Annotated in this window: 20 protein-coding genes; 5 read left to right on the top strand and 15 right to left on the bottom strand. The window is 33.7% G+C overall.

All coding sequences use genetic code 11. The annotated features are described in order from the left end of the window. Nucleotides 1-46: 46 nt before the first annotated feature. Entirely contained in the window at nt 47-1678 is a 1632-nt protein-coding gene (locus AC1DVP_RS07900) for an OstA-like protein (protein WP_477182954.1), read from the bottom strand. Between the two features lie 285 nt (nt 1679-1963). Here AC1DVP_RS07900 and AC1DVP_RS07895 point away from each other — a divergent pair, with 285 nt between their 5' ends. Continuing rightward, on the top strand, nt 1964-3835 hold the full coding sequence (locus AC1DVP_RS07895; RefSeq protein WP_477182953.1) for an alpha-amylase family glycosyl hydrolase: 1872 nt from the start codon (nt 1964-1966) through the stop codon (nt 3833-3835). Nucleotides 3836-3892: 57 nt separating this feature from the next. On the opposite strand, the gene AC1DVP_RS07890 is transcribed toward AC1DVP_RS07895, so the two are convergent. From AC1DVP_RS07890 to rsfS, 7 genes are all read right to left on the bottom strand, one after another. Continuing rightward, a complete protein-coding gene (locus AC1DVP_RS07890) occupies nt 3893-4675 on the bottom strand; it encodes a superoxide dismutase (RefSeq protein ID WP_477182952.1) in 783 nt (260 codons plus the stop codon). Nucleotides 4676-4688: 13 nt separating this feature from the next. Next, entirely contained in the window at nt 4689-4955 is a 267-nt protein-coding gene (locus tag AC1DVP_RS07885) for an acyl-CoA-binding protein (protein WP_477182951.1), read from the bottom strand. Beyond that, the gene (locus AC1DVP_RS07880; RefSeq protein WP_477182950.1) at nt 4955-5608 is read right to left on the bottom strand and encodes a phosphatidylserine decarboxylase family protein; all 654 of its coding nucleotides are present in this window, start codon (nt 5606-5608) and stop codon (nt 4955-4957) included. The genes AC1DVP_RS07885 and AC1DVP_RS07880 overlap by 1 nt, the downstream gene beginning before the upstream one ends. Further along, on the bottom strand, nt 5598-6449 hold the full coding sequence (locus tag AC1DVP_RS07875) for a phosphatidate cytidylyltransferase (RefSeq protein WP_477182949.1): 852 nt from the start codon (nt 6447-6449) through the stop codon (nt 5598-5600). Before AC1DVP_RS07875 ends, AC1DVP_RS07880 begins: the two co-directional genes overlap by 11 nt. 1 nt (nt 6450) lies before the next feature. Then, on the bottom strand, nt 6451-7053 hold the full coding sequence (locus tag AC1DVP_RS07870) for a lactate utilization protein B/C (RefSeq protein WP_477182948.1): 603 nt from the start codon (nt 7051-7053) through the stop codon (nt 6451-6453). 109 nt (nt 7054-7162) lie between these two features. After that, nucleotides 7163-9088 carry an ATP-dependent zinc metalloprotease FtsH gene (ftsH, locus tag AC1DVP_RS07865; RefSeq protein WP_477182947.1) on the bottom strand — a complete coding sequence of 642 codons (1926 nt, stop codon included), beginning with the start codon at nt 9086-9088 and terminating at the stop codon, nt 7163-7165. 15 nt (nt 9089-9103) lie between these two features. Next, nucleotides 9104-9475 (bottom strand): ribosome silencing factor, encoded by a 372-nt coding sequence (gene rsfS / locus AC1DVP_RS07860; protein WP_100430043.1) that lies wholly within the window; start codon nt 9473-9475, stop codon nt 9104-9106. A gap of 96 nt (nt 9476-9571) precedes the next feature. Here rsfS and AC1DVP_RS07855 point away from each other — a divergent pair, with 96 nt between their 5' ends. Continuing rightward, entirely contained in the window at nt 9572-10300 is a 729-nt protein-coding gene (locus tag AC1DVP_RS07855) for a biotin--[acetyl-CoA-carboxylase] ligase (protein WP_477182946.1), read from the top strand. Nucleotides 10301-10496: 196 nt separating this feature from the next. Here AC1DVP_RS07855 and AC1DVP_RS07850 read toward each other — a convergent pair whose 3' ends face one another. Continuing rightward, the gene (locus AC1DVP_RS07850) at nt 10497-10889 is read right to left on the bottom strand and encodes an SRPBCC family protein (protein WP_477182945.1); all 393 of its coding nucleotides are present in this window, start codon (nt 10887-10889) and stop codon (nt 10497-10499) included. A gap of 41 nt (nt 10890-10930) precedes the next feature. Continuing rightward, entirely contained in the window at nt 10931-11572 is a 642-nt protein-coding gene (gene pyrE, locus AC1DVP_RS07845; protein WP_477182944.1) for an orotate phosphoribosyltransferase, read from the bottom strand. A 7-nt stretch (nt 11573-11579) separates the two neighbouring features. Here pyrE and AC1DVP_RS07840 point away from each other — a divergent pair, with 7 nt between their 5' ends. The 3 genes from AC1DVP_RS07840 to AC1DVP_RS07830 all read left to right on the top strand — a co-directional run bounded on the left by AC1DVP_RS07840 (nt 11580) and on the right by AC1DVP_RS07830 (nt 14342). Then, nucleotides 11580-12182: an NUDIX hydrolase gene (locus AC1DVP_RS07840; RefSeq protein WP_477182943.1), complete on the top strand. Its 603-nt coding sequence runs from the start codon at nt 11580-11582 to the stop codon at nt 12180-12182. A 134-nt stretch (nt 12183-12316) separates the two neighbouring features. Further along, entirely contained in the window at nt 12317-13666 is a 1350-nt protein-coding gene (locus AC1DVP_RS07835; RefSeq protein ID WP_477182942.1) for a DEAD/DEAH box helicase, read from the top strand. 235 nt (nt 13667-13901) lie between these two features. Then, complete coding sequence (locus AC1DVP_RS07830) at nt 13902-14342, top strand: hypothetical protein (RefSeq protein ID WP_477182941.1); 441 nt, start codon at nt 13902-13904, stop codon at nt 14340-14342. A gap of 91 nt (nt 14343-14433) precedes the next feature. Here the strand turns inward: AC1DVP_RS07830 and AC1DVP_RS07825 are convergent, their stop codons facing one another. The 5 genes from AC1DVP_RS07825 to AC1DVP_RS07805 all read right to left on the bottom strand — a co-directional run bounded on the left by AC1DVP_RS07825 (nt 14434) and on the right by AC1DVP_RS07805 (nt 17998). Further along, nucleotides 14434-15012: a PhnA domain-containing protein gene (locus AC1DVP_RS07825; protein WP_477182940.1), complete on the bottom strand. Its 579-nt coding sequence runs from the start codon at nt 15010-15012 to the stop codon at nt 14434-14436. Between the two features lie 258 nt (nt 15013-15270). Next, a complete protein-coding gene (locus AC1DVP_RS07820) occupies nt 15271-15627 on the bottom strand; it encodes a hypothetical protein (RefSeq protein ID WP_477182939.1) in 357 nt (118 codons plus the stop codon). A gap of 63 nt (nt 15628-15690) precedes the next feature. Then, nucleotides 15691-16155, bottom strand: a complete 465-nt coding sequence (gene coaD, locus AC1DVP_RS07815) for a pantetheine-phosphate adenylyltransferase (RefSeq protein WP_477182938.1) — start codon at nt 16153-16155, stop codon at nt 15691-15693. Between the two features lie 100 nt (nt 16156-16255). Continuing rightward, nucleotides 16256-16834, bottom strand: a complete 579-nt coding sequence (locus AC1DVP_RS07810) for a TMEM175 family protein (protein WP_477182937.1) — start codon at nt 16832-16834, stop codon at nt 16256-16258. 192 nt (nt 16835-17026) lie between these two features. Continuing rightward, nucleotides 17027-17998 (bottom strand): D-alanine--D-alanine ligase, encoded by a 972-nt coding sequence (locus AC1DVP_RS07805; RefSeq protein ID WP_477182936.1) that lies wholly within the window; start codon nt 17996-17998, stop codon nt 17027-17029. Between the last annotated feature and the right edge of the window lie 5 nt (nt 17999-18003).

Below are 18003 nucleotides of genomic sequence, written 5' to 3'. Positions count from 1 at the left end.
TTAAAGGTTTAATTGTTTAAGATAAGGACTGAAAACTGCATTCTGATTACTTCTCCGAGTTCTTCTTGTCATAATTCAGAGTTTCTTTTCGCACTTTCATTGGGACACTTTTTTTTGCTTTGTCTTTTCGCGTTTCTTCAATCACTTTGAGTTCTTCGGTATTTTCTTCTTTGCTAAAAACATCGTCCTTGGATTTTATCCTTTCATCGCCCCGCCATTTAAGTCCCCTGAGTGTTCTTGCATTTTCTGGCAATTCGGATTCGGGATAAAGTATGCCATCTATTTGCTTGAAACGCGTGATGGTTTCTATAGCGTTTTTATCAAAAAGAATATTGATTTTACTGCTTACACTTTTGTCGATTCCGATGAGTTCTTTGGCTTCATTGCGCGAGTAATAAATCACTTCCGCATTTTTGATAATATCAACCTCATGAATTTTTCCGTCTTGGAATTTTCCAAATAAGTTTAGTCCTTTTACTTGATTATAGCCAGTCCCAAGGGTGTCCTTCGAGACCAGAAAAGTATTGTTGAGGACTTTGAGAGAGTCTAGTTTTTGTGTTTTTTTATCTCCAATGAGATGCATCACATCACCGGTAATCTGACTTTCTCCATTCCAAAGTATTGGGTTTCCTATCAATTTTGTCAAAGAAATTTTGGAACTGGAATGAATAGAATCACATTTTCCGCTCATATCAGTTTTGTAAAAGCGCACATTGTTGAAAGCCCGAATGATTCTGTCGCCTTCTTTACCGGTAACCATGAGTTTTTTACCATGAATATATACAGAATCATTGTCTACAAAATTGACTGCCAAGGCTCTTTTGGTCACAAACATAGAGTCTTTCTTTTTGTACATTTCGGCATAATGTCCTCGAATTACTCCACGATTGATCGAATCGATTATTTTTACATTTCGGGTTGCCGATGCAAATTCTTTATTCCGGTCATAATACAAACTGTCTCCTTTTATGACTCGATCATCATACTTGATATAGGATTTGTCTAAGAAATGTGCCAGATTTTTTTTGGTGTCATAAAACCCTTTCTCGGTATAAATGTAATTGGTTTTACTAGTAATTGTAGATGGGCCAAAAAGATAAGAATGACCTGAATTGCTGTAATAATCCAAGTGGTTGGATTTGATTTCGTATGTTTTATTGGTAAGCGTTACCGCTGTCAAAAACTGAAATTTCTTCTGGTTTACGTAATATCTTCCGGATTTACTTTTTAAAGTATTGTCTTTGTTGATAATTGTTCCGTTTGTATTGTAAAATACTTCTTGAACATTTCTGTCAAAATTGATAGTATCTGTTGCCAATGTGGCGTCTGGAGAACTCATAACAGCATTACCGGTTGCAAAAGCTTTTTTTAATTCACCACTGTATTCAGCATAATTACTGTTCAAATACAAAGTATCTCCTTGTACTAATTGTACATTTCCAAAAGCTTTTAAATAATTTTCCTTTTGAAAAAAATAAGCTTTATTGCAGGTCAGAACCACACCATCATGGCTTACTTTTACATTTCCTGTGAGTAAAAGAGCACCTGGATACTTATCCTTATCCATATCTGCAAAGTCAGATTGTTCAACATGAATTTTTTTGGGAGCTTGTGCCAAAATAAGATTTGCACTAAGTGATACTAAACTATAGATAATGAAATATAAAGATTTCTTCAATGGTTTTAATTTTTTTGTAAATTTATGAAAAATGAGGTAAACCCTTTATATATTAGGATTTATTTATAATAATTTGCCATTAGAATTATAAAGGCCTTTTCTGAAAAAATTATTTATAAACAAAAGAATTAGCTATTACGTTGTAGTGATTTTTTAATCCGTAAGATAACCCGAATCGGCAGGTTTGGGTGATTATTTTTTGAAAAAAACATTAAATTTATAGATTGATTGCGAGTATAATATAGTATCAATTGTATATTTTTTAATTTTTTATAGTTTAAAAAAATGATCACAAAAAAAATAGTAATGGCAGGAATAAGTGTTTTGCTTATGGCAGCTGCATGTAAAACTAAAGATGTAAAAATGAGTGTACAAAAAAAAGAAACCGTTTCAGAAAATAAGGCTGTCGTTTACCAAGTTTTCACCAGATTATTTGGCAATAAAAATACAACCAATAAACCTTGGGGAACTATTGAAGAAAATGGAGTCGGGAAATTCAATGATTTTACAGATAAAGCGCTTCATGAAATAAAAGATCTTGGTGTTACCCATATTTGGTACACAGGCGTCCCTCATCATGCAGTGATACGTGATTACACCGCAATAGGAATTTCAAATGATGACCCTGAGGTGGTAAAAGGCAGGGCAGGTTCACCTTATGCAGTTAAAGATTATTATAATGTCAATCCAGATTTGGCCGTAAATCCAGAAAAGCGTTTAGAAGAATTTGAAGCATTGATAAAAAGAACCCACAAGGCAAACCTTAAGGTAATTATTGATATTGTTCCCAATCATATTGCCCGCAAATATGAAGGGAAAAGCAATCCGAAAGGTGTAAAAGATTTTGGAGCTGATGATGATGTTGCTGTGGAATACAAAAGAGATAATAATTTTTATTATATTCCGAATACGCCTTTTCAGTTGCCTGACGGTGACAAACCTTTGAATGGGGAAAGCAATCCATTAATTGATGGGAAATTTGAAGAAAACCCAGCTAAATGGACAGGAAATGGTTCCCGATTGGCAAAACCGGATAAAAATGACTGGTATGAAACCGTTAAAGTAAATTATGGTGTTCGTCCTGACGGTATCAAAGATTTTCCTGAATTACCTGCTGGTTATGATAAACTATCCTATAAAGAGCATTTTGATTTTTGGAAAGATAAAAGCGTACCTAATTCATGGATTAAGTTCAGAGATATTGCTTTATATTGGACAGCCAAAGGCGTTGATGGTTTTAGATACGATATGGCCGAAATGGTTCCTTACGAATTTTGGAGTTATATGAACTCAGCGATAAAAAATGTAAATCCGGATGCTTTTTTAATGGCTGAAGTGTACAATCCGAAGGAATACCGCAATTATATTCATTTGGGCAAAATGGATTACCTGTATGATAAAGTAGAAACTTACGATAAATTAAAAGATATTATTCAGGGGAAAACGCCTCCAGATGGATTGTCATACATCCAAAGCGGGTTAGCTGATATCGATATTCACATGCTAAAATTTTTGGATAATCATGATGAACAGCGGTTAGCAAGTCCGGAATTTGCAGGATCTCCCGAAAAAGGAAAACCAATGATGGTAGTTTCTGCCATGATTACTGCAGCGCCTATTATGATTTATTTTGGTCAGGAAGTAGGGGAGGCTGGAAATGAAAATGGAGGATTTGGTTCTCATTCCAGAACATCCATTTTTGATTATGTAGGAGTGCCAAATCATCAGCGGTGGATGAATGACGGCGCATTTGATGGCGGAAAATTATCGCAAAGCGAAAAAGATTTGCGTGAATTTTATAAGAGATTGCTTAATTTCTCTGCAAAAAGTTCGGCAGTGATGGGGCAGTTTCAAGATCTTCAAGAGGTAAACCGTCAGGCTGGACTTGGATATGATCCTAACTATTTATATTCTTTTGTTCGCTGGTCGGATTATGAAAAATTAATAGTTGTCACTAATTTTTCTTCAGATAATACTAATAGTTTTAATTTGAAAATTCCGGCAGATATAATCAGTAAATGGAATTTGAAAGAGGGAAGTTATACGATAAAAGACCAATTGTATGGAAAAAGTGTGGTTCAACTGCTGGTTGTAAATGGCGAAGGTAAAGCGTCAATTACGGTTAAGCCATTAGAATCGTTTATTTTTCAGTTATAAAAACAGCTAATTGTCTAGTCCTGAAAAAGCTGATATTTTTTAGATATCAGCTTTTTTTTATTCCTTACTTTTAAAAGTAGCTTTGTAATTTTCGTTTACTTTTTCCCAATCTATTATGTTGAAAAAATGCTCGATGTAATTTTTCTTTTTGTATTGGTAATCTAAAAAATAAGCATGTTCCCAAAGATCAATTCCTAAAATAGGTGTTCCGTGAAATCCTACAACTGGGGCATATGTCATCAATGGATTGTCTTGGTTTTGAGTAGTTGATAACTGCAGAACTCCAGTTTTGTCAACTACCAGCCAAACCCATCCTGATCCAAATTGTTTAGTTGCTGTTTCTTTAAATACGGTTTTGAAATTGGAAAATGAACCAAAATCTTTAGTAATCTTTGAAGCCAATGTGTCTTTTGGTTCGCCGCCTGCTTTTGGGCCTATGGTATTAAAGTATAGGCTATGGTTGTAATAACCGCCTGCATTATTCCTTATTTCAGGATCGTTAATGTCTAATTTTGCAAGAATATCTTCTATGCTTAGATTTTCTTTGTCTGTTCCGACTACAGTTTTGTTTAGGCTGTTCGTGTAATATAAATAATTTTTGTAGTGAGATTCTAATGTCAAGGCCGATAAGTCTGGCACTAATGCATCATAGCCAAAAGAAATTTTTCCCAATTGAAATGAGCCTTCATTTGCTTTTAAATCATTTGGATTGCCTATTTTAATTTTTTCTTGCACTGTTGGTAACGGAACTTCTACAACCTCAGTCATTTTTTTTTCATTACAAGAAACTAAGACCGAAATAAAGAGCAGGTTTGCTAGTATAAAAGTGTTTTTTTTCATGAAAATAATACGATTACTTTATTAGGGAATGAATTAATTTAATATATTTTTTCTTTGCTTCAGCTTGTGTAAGATGACTGATCTGAATCCAAGCATTTGTTTTAAAAGCATTTCTTAAGTCAGAATTGTCTGTAACCGTAAAATTGCTTTTGTCAAATGTAGCCTGTTTGTAAAAGGCATAAAGACGCAGTTGCACATCTTGGGGTAAAGACGCTTGCGTCATAGAAGAAGCTATTTTTACAGCTTCTTGAAATCTTTTTTCTAAATCTTCTTCAATCATTAAGCTTTAATTGCAATTATAGTCTTTCCTCCAATTGCTTTTTGATTTAGTACCACATTAATTGGAGTGCCTAAAGGGAGAAAAATATCTACTCTTGAGCCAAATTTAATAAAACCAGCATCGGTACCTTGTACTACCTGCATGCCCTCTTGTGCATAATTGACAATACGTTTTGCTAATGCACCAGCTATCTGACGGTACAAAATAGCTCCAAAAGTTTTATTTTCAACAACAATAGTTGTTCTTTCATTTTCTTCACTGGCTTTTGGATGCCAAGCCACAAGAAATTTACCTGGATGGTATTTGCTAAACTTTACTAGGCCACTTATGGGATAGCGGGTAACGTGAACATTTATAGGAGACATAAATATTGAAACCTGAATTCTTTTGTCTTTAAAATACTCGCTTTCAAACACTTCTTCAATTACAACAACTTTTCCATCTACAGGAGCTATAATGTGATTTTCATTGATTTCTACAGTTCTTTTTGGATTTCTGAAAAATTGCAAAATGATAATCAGCAACAACAAAGTTACAATTTCAATTGTCATTTTAATCCATTCTGTTTGGATAAAATAGTCTGATGCTAAAAAAACAATAGCAGTAACAATAGTGCCTAATAAAATACTTTGAGTTCCTTCTTTATGAAACATAATTTAAAATTTGATAAAATAAAAATATAATTGGTGCTACAAAGATAACACTATCTAACCGATCTAAAATGCCTCCATGTCCAGGCATGATGTTTCCACTGTCTTTTTTTTCAGAAATCCGTTTAAATTTAGATTCGACTAAATCTCCAATAGTTCCAAAAATACCAACAATTACAGCTATTATAAGCCAAATGTAGGTGTTCTTTTCTGGAAGCATTAAAAAATATTTTGAAATAAAATAACTTGCAATTAATGCAAATCCAATTCCGCCAAGAAATCCTTCAATGGTCTTTTTGGGAGAAATCCTTTCAAATAATTTGTGTTTGCCAATTGATTTTCCAACCAGATAAGCAAACGTATCATTGGTCCATATTAAGATAAAAATACTGATTAGGATGTTTGGATTGTACCCCTTTATTCCAAAGGGTATTTTTGTGATAATAATAAAAGGAAGAATGATGTATCCAATCAAATAGGCGAATTTTGAAAAGGAATCTACTTTTAGATTTTTGTTATCGAATAAAAATACGATGCACTTCAAAGAAACGATAAGCGATGAGAATAACACTGCTAAATCAAAATTTCGATTATACCTCAGTATGTATAAAATGCCATCGCCTTTCTCGGCTACAGCAATTTTATAAAAAAAGAAATAGAATAAACCAGCTATTATAAATGGGGTAATTTTATTTAAATGCACTAAGTTGCAAAATTCAGTTACTGCAATTAATAAAAAAACTCCAAATAGAATAAAAAAAGTTTCTATAGAGTATTGTATTGAGGCTATCAGTAATAAAATATAAACGGCCCCAGATATTGATCTTTTTACTGTTTCATTCATTTTAAAGATCTTCTAAAAGCAACAGGTATAAATTTTTTGCAGAGCTTCCGTACTGAGTAAAATCTTCTTCTTTTGCTTTTTCAAAATATTTGATGGTTGTGATATTGGTTGGGTATTCTGTTAAATATTTTTTTCGGATAGCGCTAAGACCATCACTTTTACCTTCAATAATCTGGCTTGTTTTTGCCAAAATCACTATATTAGAAGGTAAATCATTAGGTTTTTTTTGTTTGATCTGATTGGATGAAAATAGAATAGATCCCTCCTCAGCTACTAGATTTTCACAACTGGACAATAAAAATTTAGGATTTATATTTTGTCCGTAAGTGAGTTTGTTTTCATCTAATAAAAAAAATAATTTTGGCTCATAGCATAAGGCTTCAGATTCAAACCAATCATTTTCTTCAAGTATGTTTTCAAATTGTTCTTTTACTTCATTTAAATTTTCACAGTATAAAAATTTACCTCCATTTTTTTTAAAATTATAGATGAATTGTTCATCCAGAGGGGAGTTAATATCTGGATTTGGTTTATTTGAATTATCATCTCTGCCTTCATTAGAAGAAGAGTCGTTTGAACCAAATAATTTTTTAAAAAGATTCATAAATTTGTTACTAATCGTTTTGTGTTACTTGAAAACGTTCAAAGATAAAAAAATCTTAATTCAAAACGAGGTTTTGAATTAAGATTTTAAATATTTGTTAATTTTTAAATTATGATACTACTTCACCCAAGTTTTTGTCAAAAGATCTTTGTCCAAATATAGCTTCTAAATCATCTTTGAAGATTACTTCTTTTTCAATTAAAATATCGGCAAGCTGATTTAATTTGTCTTTGTTTTTTTCTAAAATTTGAATGGCTCTAAGGTATTGTCCTTCAATTAACTCTGAAATTTCAGCGTCAATTATTTTAGCGGTTTCATCAGAATAAGGTTTAGAAAAACTGTATTCGCTTTGTCCGGATGAATCATAATAAGTAACATTTCCTATTTTGTCATTCAAACCATAAATTGTTACCATTGCACGGGCTTGGCGTGTTACTTTTTCTAAATCACTAAGCGCTCCAGTCGAGATTCGGTCGAAAGTAACTTTTTCTGCTGCTCTTCCTCCCATAGTAGCACACATTTCGTCTAACATTTGATCTGTTCTTACGATTTGTCTTTCTTCAGGAAGATACCAAGCCGCGCCTAAACTTTGTCCGCGGGGTACAATTGTTACTTTGATAAGCGGAGCAGCATGTTCAAGCATCCAGCTTACAGTTGCGTGACCTGCTTCATGAATAGCAATTGCTCTTTTTTCTTCAGGAGTAATGATTTTGTTTTTCTTTTCAAGACCGCCTATAATTCTGTCTACGGCATCAAGAAAATCCTGTTTGTCAACAGCAGTTTTGTTATTTCTTGCAGCAATCAAAGCAGCTTCGTTACAAACATTGGCAATGTCAGCACCAGAAAAACCTGGAGTCTGTTTGGCAAGAAAATCAAGATCAAGTCCTTCTACTTTTTTAATTGGCCCTAAGTGGACTTGAAAAATTTCTGCTCTTTCGCGAATATCCGGTAAGTCAACAAAAATTTGTCTGTCAAAACGGCCAGCACGCATTAGGGCTTTATCTAAAACATCGGCTCTATTGGTTGCGGCCAAAACAATAACGTTAGAATTAGTTCCAAAACCATCCATCTCTGTTAGTAATTGATTTAGAGTGTTTTCTCTTTCATCGTTACCGCCTGACATATTGCTTTTTCCTCTCGCTCTACCAACAGCATCAATTTCGTCAATGAAAATAATAGCTGGAGACTTTTCTTTGGCTTGTTTGAACAAATCGCGTACACGTGAAGCACCAACTCCTACGAACATTTCTACAAAATCGGAACCGGATAGAGAGAAAAATGGTACTTGAGCTTCTCCTGCAACGGCTTTGGCTAATAAAGTTTTCCCTGTTCCTGGAGGTCCTACCAGTAAAGCTCCTTTAGGAATCTTGCCTCCCAAATTAGTGTATTTCTCAGGGTTTTTAAGGAATTCTACAATTTCTTGTATTTCTTCTTTAGCACCTTCTAAACCAGCAACATCTTTAAATGTGGTTTTGATGTCTGTTTTTTCGTCAAAAAGTTTAGCTTTTGATTTTCCAATATTGAAAATCTGTCCGCCTCCGCCACCTGGACCACCAGACATTTTTCTCATAATAAATATCCAAACCCCAATAATGATTATTATTGGCAATAGGCTTATTAAGATATCTGTCCAGTTGCTTTTTGGTAAAAAATTAAAATCTTTCAGTTTGCCTTCGGCAACCGCTTTTTCCAATTTAGTTTGAAAAATCTGATCATTACCTATATCAAAAGAATAATGAGGCCCTTTGTTAGGTCTGTCCAAGATGTCTTTTGCAACTTTTTTGTGTTCAGGGTCGCTTAAGGCTTTAGGATTTAAAAAAACTTCGGCTTCACTTTTGTTATAAACAATTACTTTTTCAATTTGTCCTTTCTCTAGATAGGAATTAAATTTTGAAGATGTAAGCTGTGCTGGTTCTTGAAAGTTTGATCCGCCAGTTGCAAAACTTATACCTAAAAAAATTAATATTATTGCAGTATATACTAACCAAGGGCTTACCTTGAAGTTATTTGAGTTTGGATTATTTTCTTTAGCCATTAGAAGATTGTTTCTTTAGTATTTGTTTTCGATTTTAGTGATTTTGGCATCACCCCAAAGACTTTCGATATTGTAATATTCACGAATGTGTTTTTGAAATACATGCACAACAATATGAACGTAATCCATTAAAACCCATTCGGCAACATCGGAACCTTCTACGTGCCAAGGTTTGTCTTTTAAATCTTTTGAAACTGTTTTTTGAATTGAATTGACAATAGCATTCACTTGAGTGTTTGAGTTACCATTGCATATTACAAAATAGTCACAAACAGCAGTGTCTATTTCTCTTAAATCTAAAATATCGATATCACTTCCTTTTACTTCTTCTATTCCTTTTATGATGTTTGCCAGTAAGGCATCATTGTTTATAATCTTTTTCGCCATGTATTTTTTATATGAATTTGTAAAGTTACCATTTTTTGTGATTAATTTTGAACCTTAACATAATATTAAATTATGTTTTGCAAAAAAAAAGTACAAATGAAGTTAATCAAACTCGATGCCATAGATTCTACGAATGAGTTTCTAAAAGGTTTATCGAACAAGCAGGAGGTTCAAAATTTTACAGTTGTTACAGCTGAAACTCAATTGAAAGGAAAAGGGCAGATGGGAGCAAAGTGGGATTCTGAATCAGGTAAGAATCTTATAATGAGTATTTTGGTTAAGGATTTTCTGTTTGATAATGAAGATGTTTTTAACCTTAATGTTGTAATTTCACTTGCTGTAATCCGTACATTAAAAAAATATAATATACCCGAATTAAGCATCAAATGGCCTAACGACATTATGTCAGCCAATAAGAAGATAGGTGGCATATTGATTGAAAACAGCATTAAAGGTGAAGGAACAATTTCATCTATTGTTGGGTTAGGACTGAATGTAAATCAAGTAAAATTTCAAAATTTGCCTAGAGCTTCGTCATTGTCTTTAATTTGCGGTGTTATTTTTGACAAAGAAGAAATTCTTTTTAGCATAGTTTCAGAAATGAAAGAAATAATAGCTGATTATGCTGTAAAAGCTTCATTTTTATGGAAGGAGTATTCTAATGAATTATTTAAAATTGGTATTCCTACTGCTTTTTCTGATGAAAATGAAACCAATTTTATGGGAATCATAAAAGGCGTTTCGGCTATCGGAAAACTTCAAATTCAATTGGAAGATGACAGTATTTGTGAATACAGTCTCAAAGAAGTACAGATGCTGTATTAATTTCTATATTAAATTTGTAAATAGTAACAAAAATAGACTATTTCCGGCTTTTGGCCGTGATCGCTCAATTGCGAGAACAGGAACCAATATCTCAAAAAATGCCCGATGTCAACGCATCTAAAAATAAATCGTCGAACTGAATAAAAAAAGCCTTTTAGCTGAAAACTAAAAGGCTTTGATTTTTTATAGAAACGTGTTATAATTTTGTCATGTTGTTGGCCAAAGTTTCAATAAATTTAGAAATCGGGCCTTTTACCATCATTGCCATCATCGCATTAAATTCACCTTCAAAATCCAGTTTAACAGCACTTGAATTTTCAGAAACGGCGTCAATGTTTGCTATTAAGGTAAATGGAATCTTGTCACTTGCAGCGCCCAAAACAACTTTGCTGGGAGCTGCTTTATCTTTCATCTTTAATTTAATTTCGGGCATTCCTTTTAATCCAAAAATAAAAGCATCTTCGCCAGTGATTTCAAATTTTGCAATATTATCAGGCATTAATTTTTCGAAGTTTTTTACATCACTTAATAAATCGAATAATTCTTGAGCAGATTTTTCAACGGTAACCCTTGGGCTTTCTAAATTCATAGTTGTGTTTTATTTGTATTCTAAAATTAAGCAGTTTAAAATTATATATTCCAAGTTGACGGATTAACGTTCCATTCTCTCAAGGTTTGCTCTTCTTTTTCGGTTATATAGCTTTTTGCAACTGCCAAATTCAATAAATTTTGATAATTGCTCAGCGTGTATAAATCGATATTAGCATTTTTGAAGTTTTGGTCTGCAACATCAAATCCATAAGTGAATATAGCTGCCATTCCTTTTATAACTGCTCCTGCTTCCCGTAAGCCTTCAACGGCAAGTAGGCTACTGTTTCCAGTACTGATTAAATCCTCAATAATTACTACGCTTTGTCCTTTCTGCAGGAAACCTTCTACTTGGTTTTGACGGCCATGTTTTTTGGGTTCTGGGCGAACATATACAAAAGGCAGTCCCATGCTTTCGGCAACCAGCATTCCTATGCCTATTGCTCCAGTGGCTACACCGGCAATCACATCTGGTTTCCCAAATTGTTTTTCAATGTTCTTAGAAAACTCGTCTCGGACATAATTTCTTATGGCTGGAAACGAGAGGATTAAACGATTATCGCAATATATTGGCGATTTCCATCCAGAAGCCCATGTAAAAGGATTTCCTGGATTCAATTTAATTGCATTTATTTGCAAAAGCAATTCGGCTGTTTTTCCGGCTGTATCTTTATTAAAAATCATAATACAAATGTATAAAGTTTTTGTTAACGACAAACCACTTTTTTTGACAAATCAAATTTCTAAGGAGACTGATTTTCAGCTTTTCTTGTTGGATAGTATTGATGTTAAGCAAGTTATTGTAAAAATGTTTCAAAATAAAATTAAGAAAGCCTATCTCTATCACCCAGATGAAAGCGTGATTATGAAAACCTTGAAAGCAAAAATTCCCGTTAATAAAGCTGGAGGCGGTTTGGTTTATAATAAAAAAGGGGAGGTATTGTTCATTTTTAGAAACKGAAAGTGGGATTTGCCAAAAGGGGGTACTGATAAAGGAGAGCTGATTGAAAAAACGGCTATGCGCGAAGTTGAAGAAGAAACTGGCGTAAATGAATTGCAAATTGTTAAAAAGCTTCAGAAGACCTATCATGTTTTTAAACGAAACGGGAAATACAAATTAAAAATCACCCATTGGTTTGAAATGCAGTCTACATTTGAAGGAACTCCAAAAGGTCAATTAGAAGAAGGAATTGAAAAAGTTGCCTGGCTGGGTCCTGATCAAATAAAGGAAGCCCTTCAGAATTCCTATGAGAACATAAAACTTTTATTTGAAGAAGATAAATTGATTGAATAAGGTTATAGCATAGCAGACTTTTTTCTAAATAAGTATTCATATTTGGAATAATCGATTTTTTTTAAAGACAGTTATTTTTTTTTCATGAATTAAAGGTGTAAAAACAGAGTGTTATTTTTGATTACCTTTGCAAAATGAATAAGAAACACCATTCCAACAATATATTACTGAATTTAGGTATTGATAGCCTAAATGAAATGCAGGAAACTGCACAAGACGTCATTCTAAATGACAATAATATTTTACTGCTTTCTCCAACAGGTTCCGGAAAAACATTGGCTTTTTTATTGCCGATTTTCGAAATGCTACAGCCTGAAATTCTGTCTGTTCAATGTTTAATTCTGGTTCCGTCACGCGAATTGGGTCTGCAGATTGAACAGGTTTGGAAAAAAATGGGAACCGATTACAAAGTAAATGTATGCTACGGCGGACATTCCATTGATACTGAAATCAAAAACTTGAGTAATCCGCCAGCTGTTCTTATAGGAACTCCAGGCAGAATTGCAGACCATATTGACAGAAACACTTTCCGATTGGACAAAATCCAAACTTTGATTTTAGACGAATTTGATAAATCACTGCAGTTGGGTTTTCATGAGCAAATGTCTTTTATAATTGGAAAACTTTCTAAACTTAACAAACGGGTGTTAGTTTCGGCTACATCCGACATTGAAATTCCCAAATATACACGGGTGGTGAATCCTACAATCTTGGATTTTATCCCGACCGAAGAAGAACAGAAAAGCAATTTGGCTACTAAAATGGTAGTTTCCAAAGAAAAAGACAAGCTGGGAAGTTTGTTTAATCTGATATGTTCTTTAAAATCCCAACAGGCGATTGTTTTTTGCAATCATCGCGATGCAGCCGAACGAATTAGTGATACTTTAAATGAGAAAGGAATTTATGCTACTTATTATCATGGCGGAATGGATCAAGAAGAACGAGAACGTGCGCTAATTCAATTCCGTAACGGGAGCATGAGCTATTTAATTACTACCGATCTTGCTGCTCGTGGTCTTGATATTCCCGAAATGAAGCACGTTATCCATTATCATCTGCCCTTAAAAGAAGATGAGTTTACCCATAGAAATGGCCGTACTGCACGTATGCAGGCTTCGGGGACAGCTTATGTGGTTGCCCATGAAAGTGAGAAAAAAATGGATTATTTGGATTATGGAATGGAAGCGTTTAATGTAGAAAATACAGTGACACTGCCAAAACCTCCCGAATTTCAAACTATTTACATTAGTGGCGGAAAGAAAAATAAATTGAATAAAATTGATATTGTAGGATTCTTTTCTCAAAAAGGAAAACTCGAAAAAGGCGATTTGGGATTAATTGAAGTGAAGGATTTTATTTCGTTTGCTGCCGTAAAATTCAATAAGGTAAAAGACTTGCTGCATAATATAAAAGAAGAGAAGATGAAAGGCAAGAAATTCAAGATTGAAGTTGCGAGAAAGGTTATCAAGAAGGAGGAAGAGTAGGTTTTAGATTTTTGTTTATTTCTTTACTCGAATGAATCAAAATTGAGAAATTAATAAATAAGGAGAGATTTGTGAAAACTTATAATTTTGTTCGTAGCTTCTTAAATTACAAACAAAAAAAAAGTTTGAATGTTAATAAAAAAAAGGAACAACAAAGGAGTTGGTTTTTTTTTATTATTATGTTTGCTGGCAAATACTTACCAAATTGAGTATATCATTAAACCCCAAATAAATTATGAAAAAAGTTATTGCGATTGCTATTTTATTTATTAGTTCTATTGGATTTAGCCAAATTAAAGTTCTTGAAACTGTGCCTGTTGAGAAATTAGGCAGAGTAAATAATAGTTTTTATGTTCAAAAAATTGGTGATGAGTTTACCTTTTTTTATACAACAGTTCAATCTGATGATGCAGAGGCAGCTTTAAAGGCTTTTTCATTCAAGAATGTTGATAATGCTTATCAAAGCCTTTACGGAATCATCTCAAAGGGATTTACAGCAAGTCCTTTGAATGACGTGAAATTGGAATTGCCTAATAATTTTGTTTGGCTGCACTATATTGCAAGCTCTGACAAAACAACTGTACAGTTTATGGTTTCCAGCAAAGAAGTGGGTTCTACTCATATTTCTGAGCCATTATCAAAAGAGCAAGTTGAAAAATTATTTCAAAAAAGCTAGAAGAAGAATTAAAATTTTAGCTTTAATGCTAAAATTGTTTATACAAAAAAAGTCCTCGAATTTCGAGGACTTTTTTTGTATAAACGGCAAACTATATTTTCTTAACGTATTGTGTGATAATCACAATCTGCTGACCATCAACTTTTCCTTCAATGTATTCTGCATTTTCATGATCCAAACGGATGTTGCGTACCGAAGTTCCCTGTTTGGCAACCATGCTTGATCCTTTTACTTTTAAATCTTTAATCAGCACAACAGAATCTCCGTGAGCTAATATTACGCCATTTACATCACGGTGGATGATTTTGTTTTCGTCATCTTCACCTTCTCCTGTGGCTTGCGCCCATGCAAGGGTGTCTTCGTCCAAATACATTTGTTCCAAAAGCTCTTGTGGCCAGCCATTTTTACGCAAACGGCTCAACATTCTCCAAGCTACAACCTGTACTGGAGTATGTTCGCTCCACATACTGTCGTTTAAGCATCTCCAATGGTTTAAATCTTCATGACCGGGATTCTCAATTTGGTCGATACAAGTGGAACAAGCAAAAATGCTTTCGTCCAATCCGCCTTTTTTTGTAGGTAATACTTGGAATTCTTTTAGGTTTTCGGTGGCAGCGCATAATTCACATTGGGAACCGCTGCGTTTATTTAATTCTCTTTCTAAGCTCATTATTAAGGTTTGTTTTTTTTAGGTTGCAAAATTACAGTTAAATGAGAGGTTTTGCAAGTTTATGTTTTTGTTGATCATCTATTGTATTTTACGAAGTAGAGTGTTTTTTGATTTAAAAAAATACGATCTAAAAATGATAATTCCACTTAAATTTCAAATGAAGACTTGTGTTGAAAGTAGTGTATCAATTTCTATCTCTAACATTTGTATAATTAAAGTGTTTATATTCTAAATTCGTTTTCTTTAATAAATCTTTTCTCATTGCCAAAACAATATTTCCAATCGCTTTTCTTCCTTCTTCTGGATTCGGATCTTTATTCTCGTTTTTTTTATTAATTCAACTAAATAATTAATTGCTAAAACAACTTCATCAGAAGAGTAAATCCAAGATTTATATTGTTCATCAAAAAAATTACGTTTAGTTTCTGAATTGGATGTTTCGCCAACAAAGCCTTTAAGAAGAATTAAAAGATTCGAGTATTTTTCTTCTCTGAACTTAACAATTGCATCATCCTTTTTTGATTTTGAAGCAAAGCAGAACGAAATATAACCGCCAGCAAAAGCAGATATTAAAGTAATTATGAAAGCTTGTAGAATTGATACATCAAATGTCATTATAAATTATTTAAGTTGAAGGGTTTCTATCATGTGGTGGCATTGGTAACTACTAACCAAACATTACTTATGCAATTTAACCCTCACCGCTTCTGGAACCAGCATTTCATATTCACCGTTATTTCGGATAACGTCTCTCACAATGCTGGAACTGATATAAGAAGTTCGGGCAGCGGTCAATAAAAAGACAGTTTCTATTTTGGATAATCGTCTGTTGGTGTGGGCGATGGCTTTTTCAAATTCGAAATCGGCAGGGTTGCGGAGACCTCTTAAGATGAAATCAGCTTTTATTTTTTGGCACAAATCGATGGTCAAGCCTTCGTAAGTGATAACAGTAATCTTGGGTTCGTTTTTGAATGTTTCCTCAATAAATCGCTTTCTTTCCTCAAGGTTAAACATGTATTTTTTTTCGGCATTGACTCCAATAGCAATTACAATTTCATCAAATAGCGAAATGCCTCTGTTGATGATGTCTTCATGTCCCAAAGTGATTGGGTCAAATGACCCCGGGAATATGGCTTTTTTCATATCTTGATATTTATATTTTTTATCAGATTCCGATAGCAATCGGAAGGTATCGCCATTCTCTATTTTTATTTGTGATTTGGAATCATGGCGATTTCATCTTTTAGAGTTTATTGATTTGATTTTCAATTCTTTTGTCGGGTATAATCCATATTAATGCTACAAAAATATAAAGGATTCCCGAAATAATGGGAGAAATAAATGCAAGAGGAATTGCCGAAACGTAGCAAACCATTGATATTTTTCCTTTTTTATCGTTGTTGACTGCTTGGTGCAAAATGGATTCTTTGCCTTCCAATTTTATAATTTTATTTTGGAGCGTTATATATGAAATTGCACACATCAATAAAATAAAACCGTAACAGGCAATGGGAACTGTTGCAAAAGACTGTTCTCCCATCCAGCTTGTCGCAAACGGAATTAAGGACAGCCAAAATAATAATGCCGTATTATACCATAGCACCGAACCGTCTATTTTTTTGACCACCTGGAACATGTGATGGTGGTTGTTCCAATAAATTCCAACATAGATAAAACTCAATACATAACTCAAACAGACAGGAATCAGCGGGAATAAACTGGCTAAATCAGAATGCTCCGGAGCTTTGATTTCCAGAACCATGATGGTGATTATAATGGCCATGACACCATCGCTAAAGGCTTCAATTCTGCTTTTGTTCATTGTTTTATGTTTGAAGATTCTGAGTTGCTAAGACTCTAAGATTCTAAGTTTTTTTGTTGTTAACGATCTTTCCTGCAAGGTCTTTTTTTGACCTTGTAGGTTTGTATAAAGCATTGAAATGAACTTTTAATAATGTTATTTCTTCGGTTCAGGATAAATACTAAAAATTTAGAGTCTTAGATTCTCATTAACTTATTTAATCGCCAATTCAATTGCATTGGTAAACAAATCTGTTAATGAAATTCCGGCAGCTTTTGCTTGTTGCGGAATTAAGCTTTCGGTTGTTAATCCAGGAATGGTATTCATTTCGAGCATGTGCGGTTCTCCGTTCACAAAGATGAATTCACTTCTGGAGAAACCTTTCATTTTCAGCACTTCGTAGGCACGTTTTGCAGCTTCACTTACTTTTTGAGTCATTTCTTCGGAAATTCTCGCAGGAGTTATTTCCTGAGATTTTCCTTCATATTTGGCTTCGTAATCAAAGAAATCATTTTCTGAAACAATCTCGGTGATAGGCAAAACGATTATTTCTCCCTGATAGTTGATAACTCCAACTGAAACTTCGGTTCCGTCTAAGAAACTTTCGATAATGATTTCATTGTCTTCCTTGTAGGCTACTTCGATGGCGATTGGCAATTCAGCTTCTGTTTTTACTTTAGAGATTCCAAAACTGGAACCCGATTTATTTGGTTTTACAAAACATGGCAAACCAACTGTTTTTACGATTTCGGCAGTATTAATGATATCGCCTTTGTTTAAATAGTAAGAGGTGGCGGTTTTGATGCCGTAAGGTTTTAAAACAGAAAGCATGTCGCGTTTGTTGAACGTTAATGCCGCTTGGTAATAGTCGCAGGAAGATTGTGGCAGACCGATTAATTCGAAATAAGCCTGCATTAATCCATCTTCTCCCGGAGTTCCGTGAATTGCATTAAAAACACAATCAAAAGTGATTTTGGTTCCGTTTACTGTTGCTGAAAAATCGTTTTTGTCAATTGGAAATTCATTGTCCTGATCATCAACATAGACCCATTTTTCTTTAAAAATATGAACTCTGAATCCGTTGTATTTTGTTTTGTCTAAGAATTGGTAAACTACGTTTCCGCTGATGAGTGAGATCTTGTATTCGCTGGAATAGCCGCCCATGATGATGGCAATGTTTTTCATATTTA

The organism is Flavobacterium sp. P3_A6 (assembly GCF_056403035.1).
Note: the sequence above shows the minus strand (reverse complement) of the source record. Positions and strands in the feature narration are given on the sequence as shown.